The organism is Candidatus Babeliales bacterium, from assembly GCA_035455925.1.
Taxonomy (GTDB): domain Bacteria; phylum Babelota; class Babeliae; order Babelales; family Vermiphilaceae; genus SOIL31.
In genome coordinates this window covers 71,644-88,691 of record DATIEE010000006.1, presented here as the reverse complement: position 1 = coordinate 88,691, position 17,048 = coordinate 71,644, and the positions used below count along the sequence as shown (strand labels likewise).

Below are 17,048 nucleotides of genomic sequence, written 5' to 3'. Positions count from 1 at the left end.
AATAATTTTAACATACTAAATCCATATACTTTTTATATTCGATTAAAAAATTTTTTGCAATATTTGTGGCAACTTGAGCAGTACCAACTCGTTCAACAAGAATTACAATAACCATTGGGTCATAGTCTTTATATTGAAAATATGCAACAAACCATCCATGCTCTAAATATTTTTCATCTAACTTACGTTTACTAAAATCACTTGTTTGAGCAGTACTAGTTTTTGCATAAATAGTAATATCTTTTACTTTACGTACGCTACGTCCCGTACCACTTTTTACCACAGATTTCATTGATTTTTTTAAAAAAGTAATCGTTTCAGCTTTAATATTCAAATTATTCATGATTATCGGCTCATCAATCAATAGTCGCGGCGTAACATGATATCCAGTAAAAATGCTGCCAATCATGCATGCTATTTGAATAGGTGTTACAAGCAAAAAACTTTGACCAATTGCAACAGATAAGGTTTCTCCAGGCCACCAACACTCACCTTTATAGCCAAATTTCCATTCTCTGCTTGGAATCAATCCCATTTTTTCTGGAAAAATAATATTAGTTTTTTTACCTAAACCAAACTTGTGCGCATATTCAGCAAGAACGTCAATATCAATTTGTTTGCCAATTTCAAAAAATAATGTATTACATGATTCTGCCACTGCTTTTTTTATCGATATTTCGCCATGTCCCGAACGACGAGCACACCAATACTTACGATTACCAAAAAACGTGTATCCCTTACAATTCCATAATGAATCTTCATTAATAATGCCACATTCAAGTGCTGCACTAATAACAACGAGTTTAAAAATAGACCCTGAAGGATAGCTAGCGTCAAAAACACGATTCAAAAATGGATTTTTTTCTTGTAAATCTTGCCATGTTTTATAAGAAATTGGGTCAAGAAAAATATTTGGATCAAAATTAGGACGTGATACTAATGAAGCAATTGCTCCATTTGCTGGATTAAGTAAAATGAGACTACCTGTTCTATGGTCAGGAAAAATTTTTTCACACAAAACCTGGATATCAATATTGATAGTTGTCTGTACATCATTACCAATTAATGCTTTCTCAAGTTCAACCTGGGATATACATTGACCTGCTGAATTAACTATATTTTGCATAGATCCTTTTTTACCGGATAAATTTTCATCAAACAATTTTTCTAATCCTAATTTACCATGAGCAATTGCAGCAATGTCACCCAAATAACCCACTACATGACTGCCATAGGAATGGTAAGGGTAAAATCGTTTAAAGTTAGTCTCAATAAGGATATTTTCATGATTCGGAAAAATTTCCATTAATTTACCCAAGCAGGAAGAATCAATATCAGAAATCAGTACCGTTTTTTTATTTTTTTTTTCACTTAATACAATTAAATCAAGCTTTGTTCCCGTCGTTAACGTTACTTGTACAATTTCTTCAATTAAATGTAACAACGCCAGTTGCTCATGCGACAATACTTTATTTCCCGTTCCTTTCCAATATATAGTAGTCACTGGACGATTTGTTGCAAGAAGATTACCGTGAATATCGCAAATGCTTCCACGAGGAGAATAAATGGTTGTATAGCGAATAAAATTTTTCTGACTACGCACAGCAAAATAATCACCACAATATATTTGAAGAAAAAAAAGCCGCAAACAAATAATCACGAATGATAATATTGCACCAATTAAAATACATATTATTTTTTTATTAATCGTATCGGTAGATATATGCATTGCTTTATTTTTTATGTATCATTTCATTAATAGGGTGAATATCGTCACATAATTTAGAAAGATTTTCAAGAGAAACATAGGTATATTTTTCAGTTGTTGCAGATGTTTTATGCCCAAGTAATTCTTGTACTACATGTAAATCAGCACCTTGATTAAGTAAATGTGTTGCAAATGAGTGACGTAATTTATGTGGTGTCAATTGTCGTTCTAGTGGCAAAAGAACTCTAAACATTTTAATAATACGTTGTACTGAGCGTGATGTTAATTTTTCATAGCGATAATTAAGGAACAATGGTTCTTGTTGATTTTGTATTGCAGGGCGCTCTGTCATATAATATTCCAAGATTTTTTCTTGTGCTTTGAGACCAAATAAAACAATTCGCTCTTTTTTATTCTTACTTACAATGCGAATGGTTTTATTATTCATATCAATATCTTCAATTTTCATGTTAACCAACTCAGAACATCGAACACCTGTTGCATATAATAGTTCAAAAATAGTTTTATCACGCACGGGATAGCGAGTTGATAATGTATCATGAGATATGCTATCAAGAATATGAGATAATTCATCAATACTGAAATAAATAGGCAATTTTTTATCAATGGGCGGTCTTTTAAGATTAAGTTTAAGATCAATACCTTTACTTTTTAAAAACCTTTCAAATGAAGTAAAGCAGGAAAATTTTCTTGCTATGGAATTTTTACTAATTTTTTTATAAAAGAGAGTGACCAAATATCGTTCAATAATCTGACGTAGTCCAAGATGGTGTGCATCATATTCTGACAAGACTAACCAGAAAGAAATGAATTGATTAAGATCCAAATAATATGCACGTAGGGTATGTTCAGAAAAATTCCGTTCTGTCTTGAGATACAGTAAAAAAGCATCTTTATGAAGTTCAAATTCTTCTTTTTTCATATGCATTCCTGCGTTAAGATATAATGCTATAATTAGCTACTATAACAAATTATACTCTTTACAGCGACGATTGACAGAAGAACGATTAACTCCTAAAAAAAATGCAATTTTATTTTGATTTTTAAACTTATTCCATAAAAGGCCCATGATGCGTGGTTCTTGCAATGCTTTTTTACCGAGTCGAGCTGCTTCAATAAGATCAGGATCGGTAATATCATATGCAGGATCAAATAAAACTTCCTGATGTATATGATTTTTTTTAGATTTTTTTATAAGAGTCTGCTGGACACGAACTTTCAATTCTTGCAAGCTTATCGGTCGATCATGAGTTAAAACATTCTTTTCTTTATCAGTTAACACAAGGACATGCTGTAATGCATCAGACATTAATGCTTGCTGCGTAAAGCCATCGGTTAATGCATGTAATTCATCTTCAGGCAATGTCAATAATGATGGCAATGTTACAACAGTTGACTTTAATTCATTAAAAAATGTTTTACTAAACTTTCCTTCTTGAACTAACAAACTTAAATTTTTATTTGTCGAACAAATAATACGAACATTACTTGCAATTTTTTGATCATTTTTAAATTGACTATACGTCCCCGTTCGAATAAACATTGCCAAATATTCTTGTGTTTCTTTATCCAAGAAATGAATATTTTTTATGAAAAGAGTTCCAACATTATCAAGTTTTTCTAATAAAGGTTGACTATACTTTTCCTGAACCCCAAAAATAGGATTAATACCAAAAAGTGCAACTGCTATGTCAAAATTACAAGAGGGTCCTTGCAATGTCATAATATGCAAGTCATCTCGCATACTAATATGATGTAATATTTCTGCTGTAGGTTGTAAATCTTGTTCGGGCATTTCTAATAAGATTGCTTTTTTACTTAATGCGATTTTAAGGAGTTGTATTTTAAAATTTAATAAAATTGATCCTGAGCTAGGAATAAGTTGATTAATTAACTTACCTGATTGTGTCGTCTGCAAATAAAGTAAATAATCCCACTCACTTGGATCATTTAATAAATCAATATGGTGTTTAACTGCATCAGAAATAGATGGATATGAAACGGTAATAATAACGGTGTTTTTTTCTAAATGGGGAACAGCAGAAATAACCAATGTATTATCATGTGTGTCTTTAACAAATACTGTTTTCGGTCCTTTACAAGATTCAACTTGCTGCGCCAAATGACGTAAAGATTGTGCAAGCGGATGTCCATGCTGTTGATTAATATTAATATCTATCAACTCGATTGCTGCCTGATTACCATATGCAAAATGTCTATTTTTATAAAATAATATGCCAATATGTTTCGTCTTGCCTTTACGCAAAAACGATTTAATACTTTCTTTATACTGTTCTATCTGTTGATGCTTATGATACAACTCAAAACGTAAGTTTTGTTCTTGTTCAATCAAAATATCTAAACTTTTATTTTGTAATAAATTGATAATGTTACCCAAGTAACTACCGAAAACAATAAATTCGTCACGTTCAACATTACTATAAAAATTCTCCCCACGAGCATGTCGATCAACGATAATATATGCAAGTAACTTTTCATTTTCATAAATAGGCAAAAAGATATCTGCATTTATACTATTCAAAAACTTTAAAAGCACTTCACTCTTCTCACATGAATGATAAAAATGAGTAAAATCAATTTCATCATAAATCAGAATTTTTTCTTCTCGTAATGCCCGTTCAATAATAGTTGCATGTGTTGCTAAAAATGTATCAACAAGTGAAATTGTACTATCTTCGATTATATTCAAATGTATCTTATGTTCTATGGTATTACTATTTCTTAAATACAGACGAGTTTTATGAGATACTATAGTAAAAGTATCTTTAAAAAAATTTTGCGTAATATGACCAAGTTCACGCAAATTAGTTACATCACTTAATCGCTCTAAAACTCCCTTAAAATCATTAATAAAATTAATATTCATGGGCTGATATATATGATTTTTTAAATTTAAAAATCGCAAACCAAAAATTTTACGTGCACAAAAATAAATAGATAATGTCGTTAATATTGTTGAAAATCCAACGCCTGCATAACTATGAGCAATCCAGGTTATAGCATATACTTTAAAGGGAAATAATTGGATAAAATCAGCCATTAAAAAAGGCATAATTAAACCCTGTATTAGAACTTTAAGCTGTTTTTTCAACAAGTGAGGTAATTCAGATGAGCGTATTTTTTGAATTGCAATAAATAGACTGGGAAGCATAACAATAAAAAGAGCATAAAATGTAGCAAAATTTTGGACTCTTGGTTCAAATGAAAATTTTCTCTGCGCTAAACTTATACAATCAAAATCAATGATAGCTATTATTGCAAATAATAAACCAAAGACACTACTTATACAACAAAGAATTTTTTGTCTAATTGGAATATAATAACTATCAACTACAAGACTTTCTATAAATAATGATATTGATTGATATTGTACTAAAAAAAATATCCATGCAATACGAATAATCAATAAGACAATTTGATAGCCCAGTTGAGGGAAAAAAAGTTCTTGAGATAATTTAAGTATCCATGCCAAATCAGAAAACATATTACCAATAAGTATTGTAAATAAGAAGAAAAGTGGCTTAGCCATTGTATCCATAAGCAACGATTTTTGAATTAGAATAATTAATATTACTAATTTCAGTACAAATGAAATAGATGTAGCGGGTAATATAAAATAAAAGGATCCCAGTATTGATTCAAAATATTCTAAAAAAAACATAATTATATTGCGATTTCTATAAGGCTTTATTATACTTACTTTTGTTCACTAGTTTTTTATTAATAAACTTATTTTTGGAGTCTCTATGAAACACTATGTTAATTTTATCACATTTGTGCTGTCTCATCATAAACAACTGTTAACAATAACAGCATTTTTACTTGGACTTATCGGAGATGCTCCTCCTGGTGGTTAACCATAATTCCATCGTAGCATAATTTCTATGCTAAACCAACTATTATGAGGGTAGTAATGTGGCAACCGAATTAGATAATCAAAAAAAAAATATTGTTACTATCATTAAATTAATGCGAACTGCCACAAAAAAAATGGTGCAACCTGCTGCAAGCAGTATCATTAAACAATATGGCCGCGATCCGTTTCTTATTCTTATTAGCTGCATCCTAAGCCTTAGAACAAAAGATTCTGTATCGTTGCCTGCTTCACAACGTTTATTTTCTCACGCTCAAACGGCTGAAAAATTACTCTGTTTGTCACCAAAAACTATTGAACAACTCATCTATCCAACCGGTTTTTATCGTCAAAAAACAAAACAAATTTTAAAACTTTGTACTATTTTAATTGAAAAATATAGTGGAAATCCTCCCAGAACCCGAGATGAACTTATCCTATTACCAGGCGTTGGGCCAAAAACAGCAAGCCTTGTACTGAGCGAAGGATTTGGCATTCCTGCCATTTGTGTTGATACACATGTTCATCGAATCTCTAATCGTTTAGGCCTCGTTAAAACAATAAGTCCAGCACAGACAGAAACGGAACTTGAAAAAATAGTACCTCAAAAATATTGGGCTGAACTCAATAGACTTATGGTTATGTGGGGACAAAATATATGCGTCCCAATTTCTCCAAAATGTTCCATTTGTCCTCTGCGTTCACTATGTCCTCAAGTAGGCGTTACAAAGCATCGCTAAAATAATTTATGTTTTTGAGATTTATAATGTTGAACAAGACCAGCATGTCTTTTTGTACTAAAATCGCAACCAGCATTTTCACAAAAATAGGGTTTTTCATCTCTATGCGTAATATTCTCATGGTCCCTTAATATAGAAGACGTGACTGCCAAATAAAAGCAAATCTTACACTGATATACTGCACTATTAGGATACTCTTTGTTCTTATCATGCAGATTCTTGTGATTTTTCATCCAGTTAAAGTTTGTCGTACTATAAGAACATTCCTTACAAGGCCATGTAGCATTCCTTTTCCTTCTTTTAACATTTTCTTTGGTAACAATAGGACCTGCATTCTCCTTCTTTCTTTTTTTTATAAGTGGTTGAGGCTTAACTATATCTTTATCTATAGTCGTTATTTTCTGTGATCTTTCTATTGCAGCATCTGCTAGAATATCTAAAACAGAAGGCCCTTCCATTCCTTGTAACTGACTAATTAATAGATTGGTAATAAAAAAAATAACCAATATTATTTTCATATTTGTTTCTTTTCTTCGTTGGCGCAATTCACTAAAAAAGGAATTTCAAATTTTTAGTTTATCAATCTTACACAATACATCTTCAAGCGTTAAACCAAATTCTTGTTTACCGTCAAGATCGCGTAAAGTTATAGTTTTATTTTCTGCTTCTTTTTTTCCTATGACAATCATCATTGGAACACGCTCTAATTGTGCACGTTTAATTTGTGCGGCAATAGGATCTGATGAATTATCCATTTCAACACGAACATTATAATCAAACAACATCTTCATAATGTGATGCGCATATTCTTTTTGTTCATCAGTAATAGTTAATACTCTCATCTGCACAGGCGATAACCAAAATGGTAATTTACCTTTAAAATGCTCCAAAACAATACCAAAAAATCGTTCAAATGACCCATAAATTGCACGATGTAACATTACTGGCCGCTCTTTAATACCCTCAGAAGAAATATAACTTAAATCAAAATTTTCAGGTTGAAAAAAATCAATTTGCATGGTACCACATTGCCATATTCGTTTTAATGAATCTTCTATGCCAAATTCTATTTTAGGTCCATAAAATGCGCCTTCTCCTTCATAAATGGTATATGTTTTGCCAGCTGTTTCTAATGCATTTTTAAGCGCTTTAATGGCAACATCCCATAACTCATCACTACCCATTGCTTTTACAGGTTTTGTTGAAACACCAATGATAATATTACCAAAATTAAATGGCTTTAATACTTCATCGGTCAATCTGATAAAATCAGTTACTTCTTGTTCTATTTGATTTTTGGTACAAAAAATATGTGCATCATCTTGTGTAAATGCACGAACTCTAAATAAGCCACTTAAAACACCTGATAATTCATGGCGATGAACAAGCCCAAATTCAGCTAATCTCATCGGTAATTCACGGTATGAATGTGGGCGTTCTTTATATACCAAAATGGCACCAGGACAATTCATTGGCTTAATTGCATATGAACGTTCATCAATATTACAAAAATACATATTATCTTTGTAATGTTGATAATGACCCGATCGCTGCCATAATTCATCACTTAACATAACTGGCGTAGAAATTTCTTGATAATGTGCTGCTCTTAAATGTTTACGTAAATGATCTTTCATCGCATTTAAAACTATTGTGCCGTGAGAATGAAAAAATGGAAAACCAATTCCTTCTTCATGAAATGAAAAAAGATTGAGTTCTTTGCCTAGTCTACGATGATCAAACTGAATCGCATCTTCGCGTTGTTTAATAAATGCATCTAAATCTTCTTGTGTAAAAAATGCTGTACCGGTAATGCGTTGTAATTGTGTTTTTGATTTATCAGCACGCCAATAGGATCCTGAGGTATGTAATAATTTAAAATATTTAATTTCTCCTGTTGATACAACATGACCTCCGCGACATAAATCATAAAAATTATCTTGTTGCGCAATGCCTACCGTATCACCGGGAATATCATTAATCAATTCCAATTTAAATACATTATTTTTATATATCTCACGCGCAACATCTTTTGTAACTTGATCATGAGTTAAAGGAATATTTCTGCGTGAAAGTTCACGCATTCTTTCTTCAATATGTATAAGATCTTCATCTTTAAAATTTTTTTCAGGTAAAAAGTCATAAAAAAATCCTTCTTTAGTTGCAGGCCCAATAGTCAAAATAGTATTTGGAAATAATTCTGTAATAGCATGCGCAAGTAAATGGGCAGCAGAATGGCGCAATATTGATAACTCTTTTTCTTTCATAATATTATTCCTTTAAGAACTGTGTTAAGGAGTACATTCAATTTCATTAATTATAGCACGTACACATAAAAAATGTAGCGAACCATGAGTTCATTGCTTCAGCAGTATCACTATGCTACGCTGCTTTACGAGTAGTAGACCATTTAAGCATAGGAACAATAAGATGCCTACAAACAAAAAAATCTTTATCCTTGACACCAACGTTTTAATACATGACCCAAAAGCATTATTCAGCTTTACCGGAGCTCATGTTGGTATTCCAGCAATTGTTCTTGAAGAACTCGATCAGTTCAAAGGAGAAGGCACTGAACGTGGGCGTAATACACGAGAAACCATTAGGAAACTAGATGAATTACGAAAACAAGGATCATTACGAGACGGTGTTCCCCTTGAAAACGGCGGAACTTTACAAATACTTTTCTATGATGATACAACATTAAATAAAACACCTTTTATCGTAAGCGCTGGTGATAATGAAATTTTACTCACGGCCCTTAGTATGCAACAACAAGGATATGATGTCACTTTTATTTCTAAGGACCTCAATGCACGGGTTAAAGCTGATGCTTTGGGTATTCCAACCGAAGATTATTCAAAAGAATATGTAAGTGAAGAAGAATTTTATCAAGGGTGGATTAGATTATCAGTTCCTGCTGTAGAATTAAAGCGTGAATATCCAACACAACTTACCGTTTTAGCAAAAGATGGTTTAATTATGCGCAATGAATTTGTCTTGGCAGAAAGTAATAATAACCCCCATAATTTTCGTATATTTCGTTATCTTGGTAATGAAAAATTTATACCTGTATTCAATCCTCAATTAAATTGGCCATTATTGCCTCGTAATCCACAACAATTAATGGCTCTTGAACTTCTTCTGGATACCAATATTCAATTTGTTTGTTTATTTGGACCAGCAGGAACCGGAAAAACCTTCTTGGCATTACTTGCCGGATTACATTTGTTATTTGTTAATAAGAACTACGATCGCATGATTATATCTCGTCCTGTAGTTCCGCTAGGACGCGATATTGGCTTTCTACCTGGTACCGTAGAAGAAAAATTACATAGCTGGATGATGCCTATTTATGACAATATGCAGTACATAATGCATACCATAAATAAATCACAAAAATTTCAAGATGAAGAAGATGATGAAAATAATCACAAAAAACAAAAGAATAAAAATAAACAAAATAAACCTAAACATAAACACAAAAAAGGACCGCATGGAATTACATTTGAAGACCTGCTTCATCAAGGAAAAATTTCCATGGAAGCGATTACCTACATGCGAGGTCGCACTATTCCTTATCAACTTATTTTGATAGATGAAGCACAGAATTTAACACCGCATGAGATAAAAACATTAGTAACCCGCGTTGGAGAGGGAAGTAAAATTATTTTAACTGGTGATCCTTATCAAATTGATTCACCTTATCTTGATTTCAGTAGTAATGGATTAGTTGTCGCAAGTGAACGATTTAAAGGACAACCACTTTTTGGTTCAGTTTATTTACCAACAAGTGAACGTAGCGAACTAAGTCGACTTGCCGGTGAATTACTCTAATAATGCCTCAAAATGACTCCTGGCATTTATCCTAAATTTGTTGAAAAATAAAAGCGTACAAAAAAAATAAACCCTGGCTTTAAAAGCATAGGGTTTATTTTTTTACAATTTATTAACAAAAATGTGTTCTAGTAGTTTTAGTTTTTTTTATCTAAATAAACACTTCTCCCCTATATATTCATAATGTTACTTAGTCTTTGAATATTCTTCAAAAAAATTATAAATAGCGTCACAATTCATAACATTCTTTGTTAGCGTAGTAGTAGAAACAATCACCGGAACATTATTTGGAAAATCATAACATTGTATGAAACCGAGAAGATTCAATCGATCAAATGCTTCTGATGATGCATTTTTAAATGTACTAAATTCAACCACTTCTTCGCCAACATTTAAAAAAAAGATCAATGCTTTATCAAGACTATCAGACAATCCCTTATCTCTTTTACCTCTATAGATGCGAACATTACAAAGATAAATAGATTCCTTTATAGACGGCTTTGTTGTTTCTTCTATTGCTAGGCCAGCGGTTACTACAAAACTAATTGCCAACGCCACAAATAACATCTGTTTTTTTATCATGATCTTCTGATCTCCTAAAAAATAATTTCTACCATTAAAAATTTTTATGAGTTGCTTATTTCCGTCTTATCTTTCTGCAAATCGCCCAAATATGAAGGTAAATTAACACCAGACATAGAAGCAATTTCATGAAGAGGTGGTAGTGATTTTATCATGCTACTTAAAAAATTAGCTGTTGAACTACCTTTTTCAGATGAACCATTGTCCCACACTGTGATCTTATCAATTTTAATATTTTTAATAGCTTCTACTTGTAGTTTTGCAATTTCTTCAAGTTTTTCAATCATCAGCATAGTCGCTGCATCTTGACCATTATTTGCACACGCTTCAATAAGAAGTTTGTAACCTTCTGCTTTTGCTAATAATACTTTACGCACACCTTCAGCTTCTGCTTGTTTGATATGTAATATTGCAGCAGCTTCACCTTCTGCTTCAATACGTCGTTTTGTTGCATCAGCAGAGGCAGCAATTTCTATTTTACGACGCTCAATTTCTTTAGGCACTATTTCTTCTGCTTCAAGACGTTGTAGCTCTGCCAAACTTCTTGCTCTATAAATTTCAGCATAAGCATTTTGCTCAGCTATCTGTCCACGTCGAGTAGCATCGGCTTCTTGTTCAAGCAATTGCGCATTAACATTGGCTATTTTCGCTTTTGCCTCATTTTCACCTTGAACTGCGTCAGCATTATACGTAGCAACTTCAATACGGCGCTCTTTTTCAGCTTCCGCTTTACCTATTTCACCGCTTTTTTCTTGATTTGCTACATCTACCTTTGCCTGATTAAGTGCAGTAGAAACAGACTTTCTACCAATACTTTCAATGTATCCTGATTCATCGGTAATATCAGTAATATTAACATTTAAAAGCATGAGCCCAATTTTTTTCAGTTCTGACTCAATATGTTTTCTAATTTCCATCAGAAAACGTTCTCTATCTTGATTGATCTCTTCAATCATTAATGATGCAACCGTTAAACGCAATTGCCCGATAATAATTTCAATAGCCATCATTTCAATATCTTTGCGCGACAATGCGAGCAAACGAATCGCAGCATTATTCATTGCTTCTTGAGTTATATCAATAGCAACAGTAAAAGTGCTCGGCACATTAATACGAATATTTTGTTGAGACAATGCTGACTTAAGGGGAATATGCAATGTCATAGGAGTTAAATCAAGAAACGCATAATCTTGAATTAATGGCCAAATCAATGCACCACCACCGTGATAACATTTTACCGATTTTTCACCAGCTATTCTTCCATATACTGCTAAAATTTTATTAGATGGACACCTTTTATAACAACTTGCCAAAAAAGATCCTATTAAAAAAATCACGAACACACATGTTATGATAAAATTTATCATAAATATTCCTATTTTTTAGATTTATTAAATTTTTTGAACTTTAGAAACGGATTAGACACGAACATAAAATATAAAATGGATTACAAGAAAAAATACGCTTAAAAATTTCCCAAAGAGCAATAAATAATGAATTCTGTTGCAACTGCCATCTGGCAAATTGAGTACAACTAATTACATACTTACAATGAGCTGCACCAAACAAAGGGCGAAGCCCCATAATAACAAAAATAATTATTTTATTAAGAAATGAACATTTCATTTTTTTGCAAAGCCTTATCATAAGCACTAAGAAGAAGACTCTTTAATTGATCAAAAGAAAGACCAGTCATTTTTCTATATACTATTATCACGAAATCAAAATTAAGATTAAAAAATTTTTCTTCGTAAAAAATTGACTTTATACGTCGTCGTAATTTATTACGCTCAGGAGCATTTCCTACTTTACGAGAAGCGACAATTAATACCCGACCACTATCTTTTTGGCACGGTGCAAAAAGAATGACGCATGCTTGATTTTTGATAATAGGCCGAGCATGTTGAAAAAGATGATCAATTTCACGCTTAGTAAACTTGGAAATCTGTTTAACAATACTCGGCATATTTAGTATCTATCTTTAATACTTACTTGGTGCCAAGCGCTTACGGCCAGAAGCACGACGACGATTGATGATCTTTCTACCATCCTTGGTGCTCATTCTTTTGAGAAAACCATGTTTTCTACGACGTTTTATATTACTTTTTTTAACAATAGTTAATGACATAAATTTCTCCGTTATAATTGCATATAATTTATATTTTAAAGCAAAAACAATATAAATTCAAATTATTGTTCAAAAATATATTTATTTCTTTTTGATATTTTTTAAATATTCTAAAACTAACACACCTTCACAAGCAAAAAACTATTCTAATTCTGATAAATAACGCTCTGCATCTAGCGCTGCCATGCATCCGGCACCTGCTGAAGTAATTGCCTGGCGATATCGATAATCATGTACATCTCCTGCGGCAAAGACGCCCTCAATATTAGTACGTGTTTGATTAACAATTTCAACAAATCCACCTTTATTACAGGTAATACAATCCTTAAATGGTGCAGAATTAGGATTTAATCCAACAGCAATAAAAGCTCCATCAGCTTCTAATTTAATCTTTTCACCAGTCAACTGATCAGTAATAGTAACTGCAGTAAGATGATTTTCATCACCATGAAACTCTGTCGCTGTACTGTTATAGTAAATTTTAATATCAGCATCATTCACAACGCGCTGTTGCATTGCATGAGAAGCAGTAAATTTATCAAGAATATGTACGATAGTTATATTTTTTGTAAATTTTTTTAGAAATGATGCGTCTTCCATGGCAGTATCGCCACCACCAATAACTACCACTTTTTTATCCTTATAAAATGCACCATCGCATACTGCGCATGTAGTAACACCTTTTCCCCAATACACATCTTCACCAGGTATTTTCAAACGTTTAGGGGTTGCTCCTGTTGCAATAATAATTGCGTGAGCTTGCAAAGAAAATTTATTATTTACGGTAACAGTAAAAGGATTTTGAGAAAAATCAACCTTCGTTACTTTACCTGCTATAAATTGAGTCCCAAAATATTGAGCATGATCACGCATATTCATCATCAACTTTGGTCCCAGTATACTTTTTTCTCCTGGCCAATTTTCAACATAAGATGTTTTAACAAGCTGTCCCCCTGGTTCGTCACCGTCAATAACGATTGGTTCAATATTTGCTCGAGCTGCATAAATAGCAGCAGTTAATCCGGCTGGTCCTGAACCAATAATGATAAGTTTATGAATTTTGTCTTTCATGATGTTTTTTCTTATTTAAAATTTAATCGATATTTATTTTTTTGTTAAATAATGAATTACATAATTAATAGCTTTTTCACGTGCACATACACGTCCTAACTCATGTGTTGCTAATGGTGTTTCTTGCCCATACAGCTTAGAGTTGGGTAAACTAAAATAAATGAATTCTTTCATGCGAGAGCGCTTATCAAAATTTAAATAGTTCACTATATCTTCATTAGAAACAACAATGTTTTCACGATAGATTACCTGATCTATTAATAACATTTCCTTAACTTGTTTTTCAGCCAACTGTTGAATCCAGAAGTTAAAATCTTTTTGTTTTCTATATACATTATAATCAGGATTAGTTTGAATTGCACTTAAAATAATTTTTTTTTGTCGCAACACAAGGTGATTTGGTGCAAAAAAGCGATGACGCGAAAGAAGCAACTTAAATGCTTCTTCTACCATCGCAAGACGTTGCGATACATCATTACGATAGGAAAAAACTTCAATTAATTTTTTATGCATATCTTTATTAGTTTTTACTTTAAAATGATCTTTAAATTGATCAAAGCAAAAATAAGCATAGGAAACGAAATCAACGATAGTTACCTTAAAATTATAACAAGCTCGCAACTGATCACTAAAATAATCTTGTAATCCCTTATTGTGCACGACAAATTGTTCACCTTTTTTTCTGCCTAAAAACAAAGATCTCAAATGATTTTCAACATCTTCATTGCCCAATTTAAGCCAAAAATTTTGCGAAAAACGTTCATCCAAAAATGTATGGGCCTTATCAACAACTGAAACATCAAAATTTACCCAATCACCAATCGCTATTCCATTGTCCGGAATATATTTTTCTAAATTTTTTTCTTCTTCTTGAATGAATGTTTCAACCTGCCTATCAAGATCTTTATAATTTTTACGATTCGGAGTTTTAAAGGGAAAATATTTCCATTCATTTAAAGAAATCGCAGGAAAAATGCTTAATTCAAAAATAAACCGAGCGTCATGATCATAGTCTAAAAAGATATCGATAAGACGCGGCTCTCCCGCAACGAGTAATTTTCGTGTCCTTATTTCTTGAAAAAGAAAATTGACAATACCGAACTTAAAAAAAAATTCTTTCAAGTGCTCAATAATATTTATCTTATATTGCTTAACAATATATTCTATTGGTACCTCCCCATGTTGAAATCCATAAGCCTGAATATTGCTTTGTAACGCAACTGCCGTCTCTTCAAAAAAAACATTTACCAAAAATTTGGAAACAATTATTTTTGCCGAACACACCGTTGGTTGTTCATAATTATTTTCTAAACTAAAAAAAATATTGTTATCTAGTGATACATTTTGCTTCATACATACCTTTCTATGCCAAAAGCTTAATAAATACCCTACTAAACTTTGACAATAAACTTTTTTTTAAATAGTGCATCACTTCATCAAAATTTGCAAGTCTGTATTTTTATTTTTTTAGTTTTCTCAATGATTGGTTATGATAACAAGAAAAAGAATTAAAAAATAATGGTGCAAGAGGAGGGACTTGAACCCACACGCCTTTCGGCACTGGATCCTAAGTCCAGCGCGTCTGCCAATTCCGCCACTCTTGCACATTTTAAAGATGGTGGGCTGCCTTGGACTCGAACCAAGAACCCACAGATTAAGAGTCTGTTGCTCTGCCAATTGAGCTAGCAACCCATATTAACTTGTTAATATTGTACCATACAAATAAATAAAGAAAACTATTTTTTTCTACAATCCTTATTTTTTTAAAAAAGGTCTTTCTTTGGTAAGATTAATAAATTGATCATGATATTCTAGAGCTTTTTCATGATTCATTTTGTCGAGAGCCTTAATGTTACCTTTAGTTGAAACCACCCAACCAATTTCTGTTGTCTTAGGTTCTGCTAATAATATCTTAATCAAATTAATAATGTCTCCCTCTGTCAACTCTTCCTTTGGTTTTTCTTCTGATGGTACATTAGCTTCAGTCTTTTTATTTTTTTCAGATCGTACAAAGTTAATGCGATCTATTATTTTTTTTGTGACATCATTTTCTGTCATAATATTTTTCATAATAAGAACTTTTTTTAATGTTCCAATGTCATTAGACCACTTTGGTATAGGAATTCCATATACATTATAAACTTTAGAACCATACTTCGTTTTTTCTTCAATTCTTTCAACTGCTTGCCCATTCCAATTACTTGGTAATTTATCTAAAAGTCCATTAAACAGTTCAAGAAGTTTCTCATTATCTAATTCACTAAGCTTAGCTATACTAAAAATTTGTTCTGCAATCTTTGGCTCTTTTACTGCTGCTTCGGGGGTTTTTGTTGTTGCGGCAGACTTTTTCGATCCATTTTTACCAGGCCCACCTTTAGGGGCGGTAGGTGGTGCGCCTTTTTTCATGCCGCCAGTACCAGAAGCAGTAGGTGGTGCGCCTTTCTTCATTCCGCCAGTTGTAGTTGGTGGTGCAATGGAAGATGTATCTCTTGACATAGCAGCCTTTTCAGCAATTTTTTGTACATCATCACTGATGATTTCGTAAACTCGATTGAGATAACTATTTGCCAATTGACGATCAAATATTGCAAGATCAAAAATTAAATCCGAAACTTTTTTATGCCATTCACTGTCTCTAGGTAGCTGAAATTGCACTTCTAATTTTTTTATTATTTCATCTTTATTAATTAATTTTTCAACAACTTCTTCCTCGCTGTGGATCGCAGGTGCTTTTTCCTCAATATGATGAATTTTTTTCAAATAATCAGCTGCCAATTGTCGATAAACAGTTAGCAAATTTAATAATAAATCATCTGTTTTTTTATACCATTCATCGTCAATAGGCAAATGCATTTGTTTTTCTAATTCCGCCGTTGTTGATGCTTTCACTACTTCAAGTGCAGGGAACATTTCACTACGATTCCTTGTAACCAAACTACAAATAGTTATATTTGATATTAGAACAAACAATATCAATACAATAATAGATATTTTCTTTGTATTTTTCATAACAATTTCCTTTTTTTCATGTTACAAACATTATCGTAAAAAAGGCGAGGATTATATGATAATAATCACTCGCTTTTT

The 17,048-nt window shown here is 32.2% G+C and carries 15 protein-coding genes and 2 tRNA genes; 2 read left to right on the top strand and 15 right to left on the bottom strand.

Translation table 11 applies throughout. From position 1 onward, the window contains the following. Window positions 1-7 precede the first annotated feature (7 nt). Genes VLB80_01105 through VLB80_01095 form a run of 3 tightly spaced genes read right to left on the bottom strand, consistent with a single transcriptional unit; the run spans window position 8 to window position 5,279 of the window. Window positions 8-1,729, bottom strand: a complete 1,722-nt coding sequence (locus VLB80_01105; GenBank protein ID HSC24798.1) for a penicillin-binding transpeptidase domain-containing protein — start codon at window positions 1,727-1,729, stop codon at window positions 8-10. Window positions 1,730-1,733: 4 nt separating this feature from the next. Next, window positions 1,734-2,651: a tyrosine-type recombinase/integrase gene (locus VLB80_01100; GenBank protein HSC24797.1), complete on the bottom strand. Its 918-nt coding sequence runs from the start codon at window positions 2,649-2,651 to the stop codon at window positions 1,734-1,736. Window positions 2,652-2,690: 39 nt separating this feature from the next. Beyond that, window positions 2,691-5,279, bottom strand: coding sequence for a sigma 54-interacting transcriptional regulator (locus VLB80_01095; GenBank protein ID HSC24796.1), 2,589 nt, complete (start codon window positions 5,277-5,279; stop codon window positions 2,691-2,693). A 386-nt stretch (window positions 5,280-5,665) separates the two neighbouring features. Here VLB80_01095 and nth point away from each other — a divergent pair, with 386 nt between their 5' ends. Beyond that, window positions 5,666-6,343: an endonuclease III gene (gene nth, locus VLB80_01090; protein HSC24795.1), complete on the top strand. Its 678-nt coding sequence runs from the start codon at window positions 5,666-5,668 to the stop codon at window positions 6,341-6,343. Here nth and VLB80_01085 read toward each other — a convergent pair. Together VLB80_01085 and thrS are read right to left on the bottom strand one after the other, a co-directional pair. Continuing rightward, entirely contained in the window at window positions 6,340-6,861 is a 522-nt protein-coding gene (locus VLB80_01085) for a hypothetical protein (GenBank protein HSC24794.1), read from the bottom strand. The two genes, nth and VLB80_01085, sit on opposite strands and share 4 nt — an antisense overlap. A gap of 45 nt (window positions 6,862-6,906) precedes the next feature. Beyond that, window positions 6,907-8,610 carry a threonine--tRNA ligase gene (gene thrS, locus VLB80_01080; protein HSC24793.1) on the bottom strand — a complete coding sequence of 568 codons (1,704 nt, stop codon included), beginning with the start codon at window positions 8,608-8,610 and terminating at the stop codon, window positions 6,907-6,909. Between the two features lie 163 nt (window positions 8,611-8,773). Between thrS and VLB80_01075 the strand changes: the two genes are divergently transcribed. Further along, on the top strand, window positions 8,774-10,180 hold the full coding sequence (locus VLB80_01075; protein ID HSC24792.1) for a PhoH family protein: 1,407 nt from the start codon (window positions 8,774-8,776) through the stop codon (window positions 10,178-10,180). Between the two features lie 186 nt (window positions 10,181-10,366). Here VLB80_01075 and VLB80_01070 read toward each other — a convergent pair whose 3' ends face one another. From VLB80_01070 to VLB80_01025, 10 genes are all read right to left on the bottom strand, one after another. Then, entirely contained in the window at window positions 10,367-10,762 is a 396-nt protein-coding gene (locus VLB80_01070; GenBank protein HSC24791.1) for a hypothetical protein, read from the bottom strand. A gap of 44 nt (window positions 10,763-10,806) precedes the next feature. Further along, window positions 10,807-12,129 (bottom strand): SPFH domain-containing protein, encoded by a 1,323-nt coding sequence (locus VLB80_01065; protein HSC24790.1) that lies wholly within the window; start codon window positions 12,127-12,129, stop codon window positions 10,807-10,809. Window positions 12,130-12,169: 40 nt separating this feature from the next. Beyond that, window positions 12,170-12,388, bottom strand: coding sequence for a membrane protein insertion efficiency factor YidD (yidD, locus tag VLB80_01060; GenBank protein ID HSC24789.1), 219 nt, complete (start codon window positions 12,386-12,388; stop codon window positions 12,170-12,172). Next, entirely contained in the window at window positions 12,369-12,728 is a 360-nt protein-coding gene (rnpA, locus tag VLB80_01055) for a ribonuclease P protein component (GenBank protein ID HSC24788.1), read from the bottom strand. The genes yidD and rnpA overlap by 20 nt, the downstream gene beginning before the upstream one ends. 15 nt (window positions 12,729-12,743) lie before the next feature. Beyond that, on the bottom strand, window positions 12,744-12,890 hold the full coding sequence (gene rpmH / locus VLB80_01050) for a 50S ribosomal protein L34 (GenBank protein ID HSC24787.1): 147 nt from the start codon (window positions 12,888-12,890) through the stop codon (window positions 12,744-12,746). A 141-nt stretch (window positions 12,891-13,031) separates the two neighbouring features. After that, a complete protein-coding gene (gene trxB / locus VLB80_01045) occupies window positions 13,032-13,961 on the bottom strand; it encodes a thioredoxin-disulfide reductase (GenBank protein HSC24786.1) in 930 nt (309 codons plus the stop codon). Window positions 13,962-13,994: 33 nt separating this feature from the next. Next, window positions 13,995-15,314 carry a trigger factor gene (locus tag VLB80_01040; protein HSC24785.1) on the bottom strand — a complete coding sequence of 440 codons (1,320 nt, stop codon included), beginning with the start codon at window positions 15,312-15,314 and terminating at the stop codon, window positions 13,995-13,997. A 166-nt stretch (window positions 15,315-15,480) separates the two neighbouring features. Then, a tRNA-Leu gene (locus tag VLB80_01035) sits at window positions 15,481-15,565 on the bottom strand. A gap of 12 nt (window positions 15,566-15,577) precedes the next feature. Further along, window positions 15,578-15,653 (bottom strand) — tRNA-Lys (locus VLB80_01030). Window positions 15,654-15,716: 63 nt separating this feature from the next. After that, window positions 15,717-16,970 (bottom strand): hypothetical protein, encoded by a 1,254-nt coding sequence (locus tag VLB80_01025; protein HSC24784.1) that lies wholly within the window; start codon window positions 16,968-16,970, stop codon window positions 15,717-15,719. Window positions 16,971-17,048: the final 78 nt, after the last annotated feature.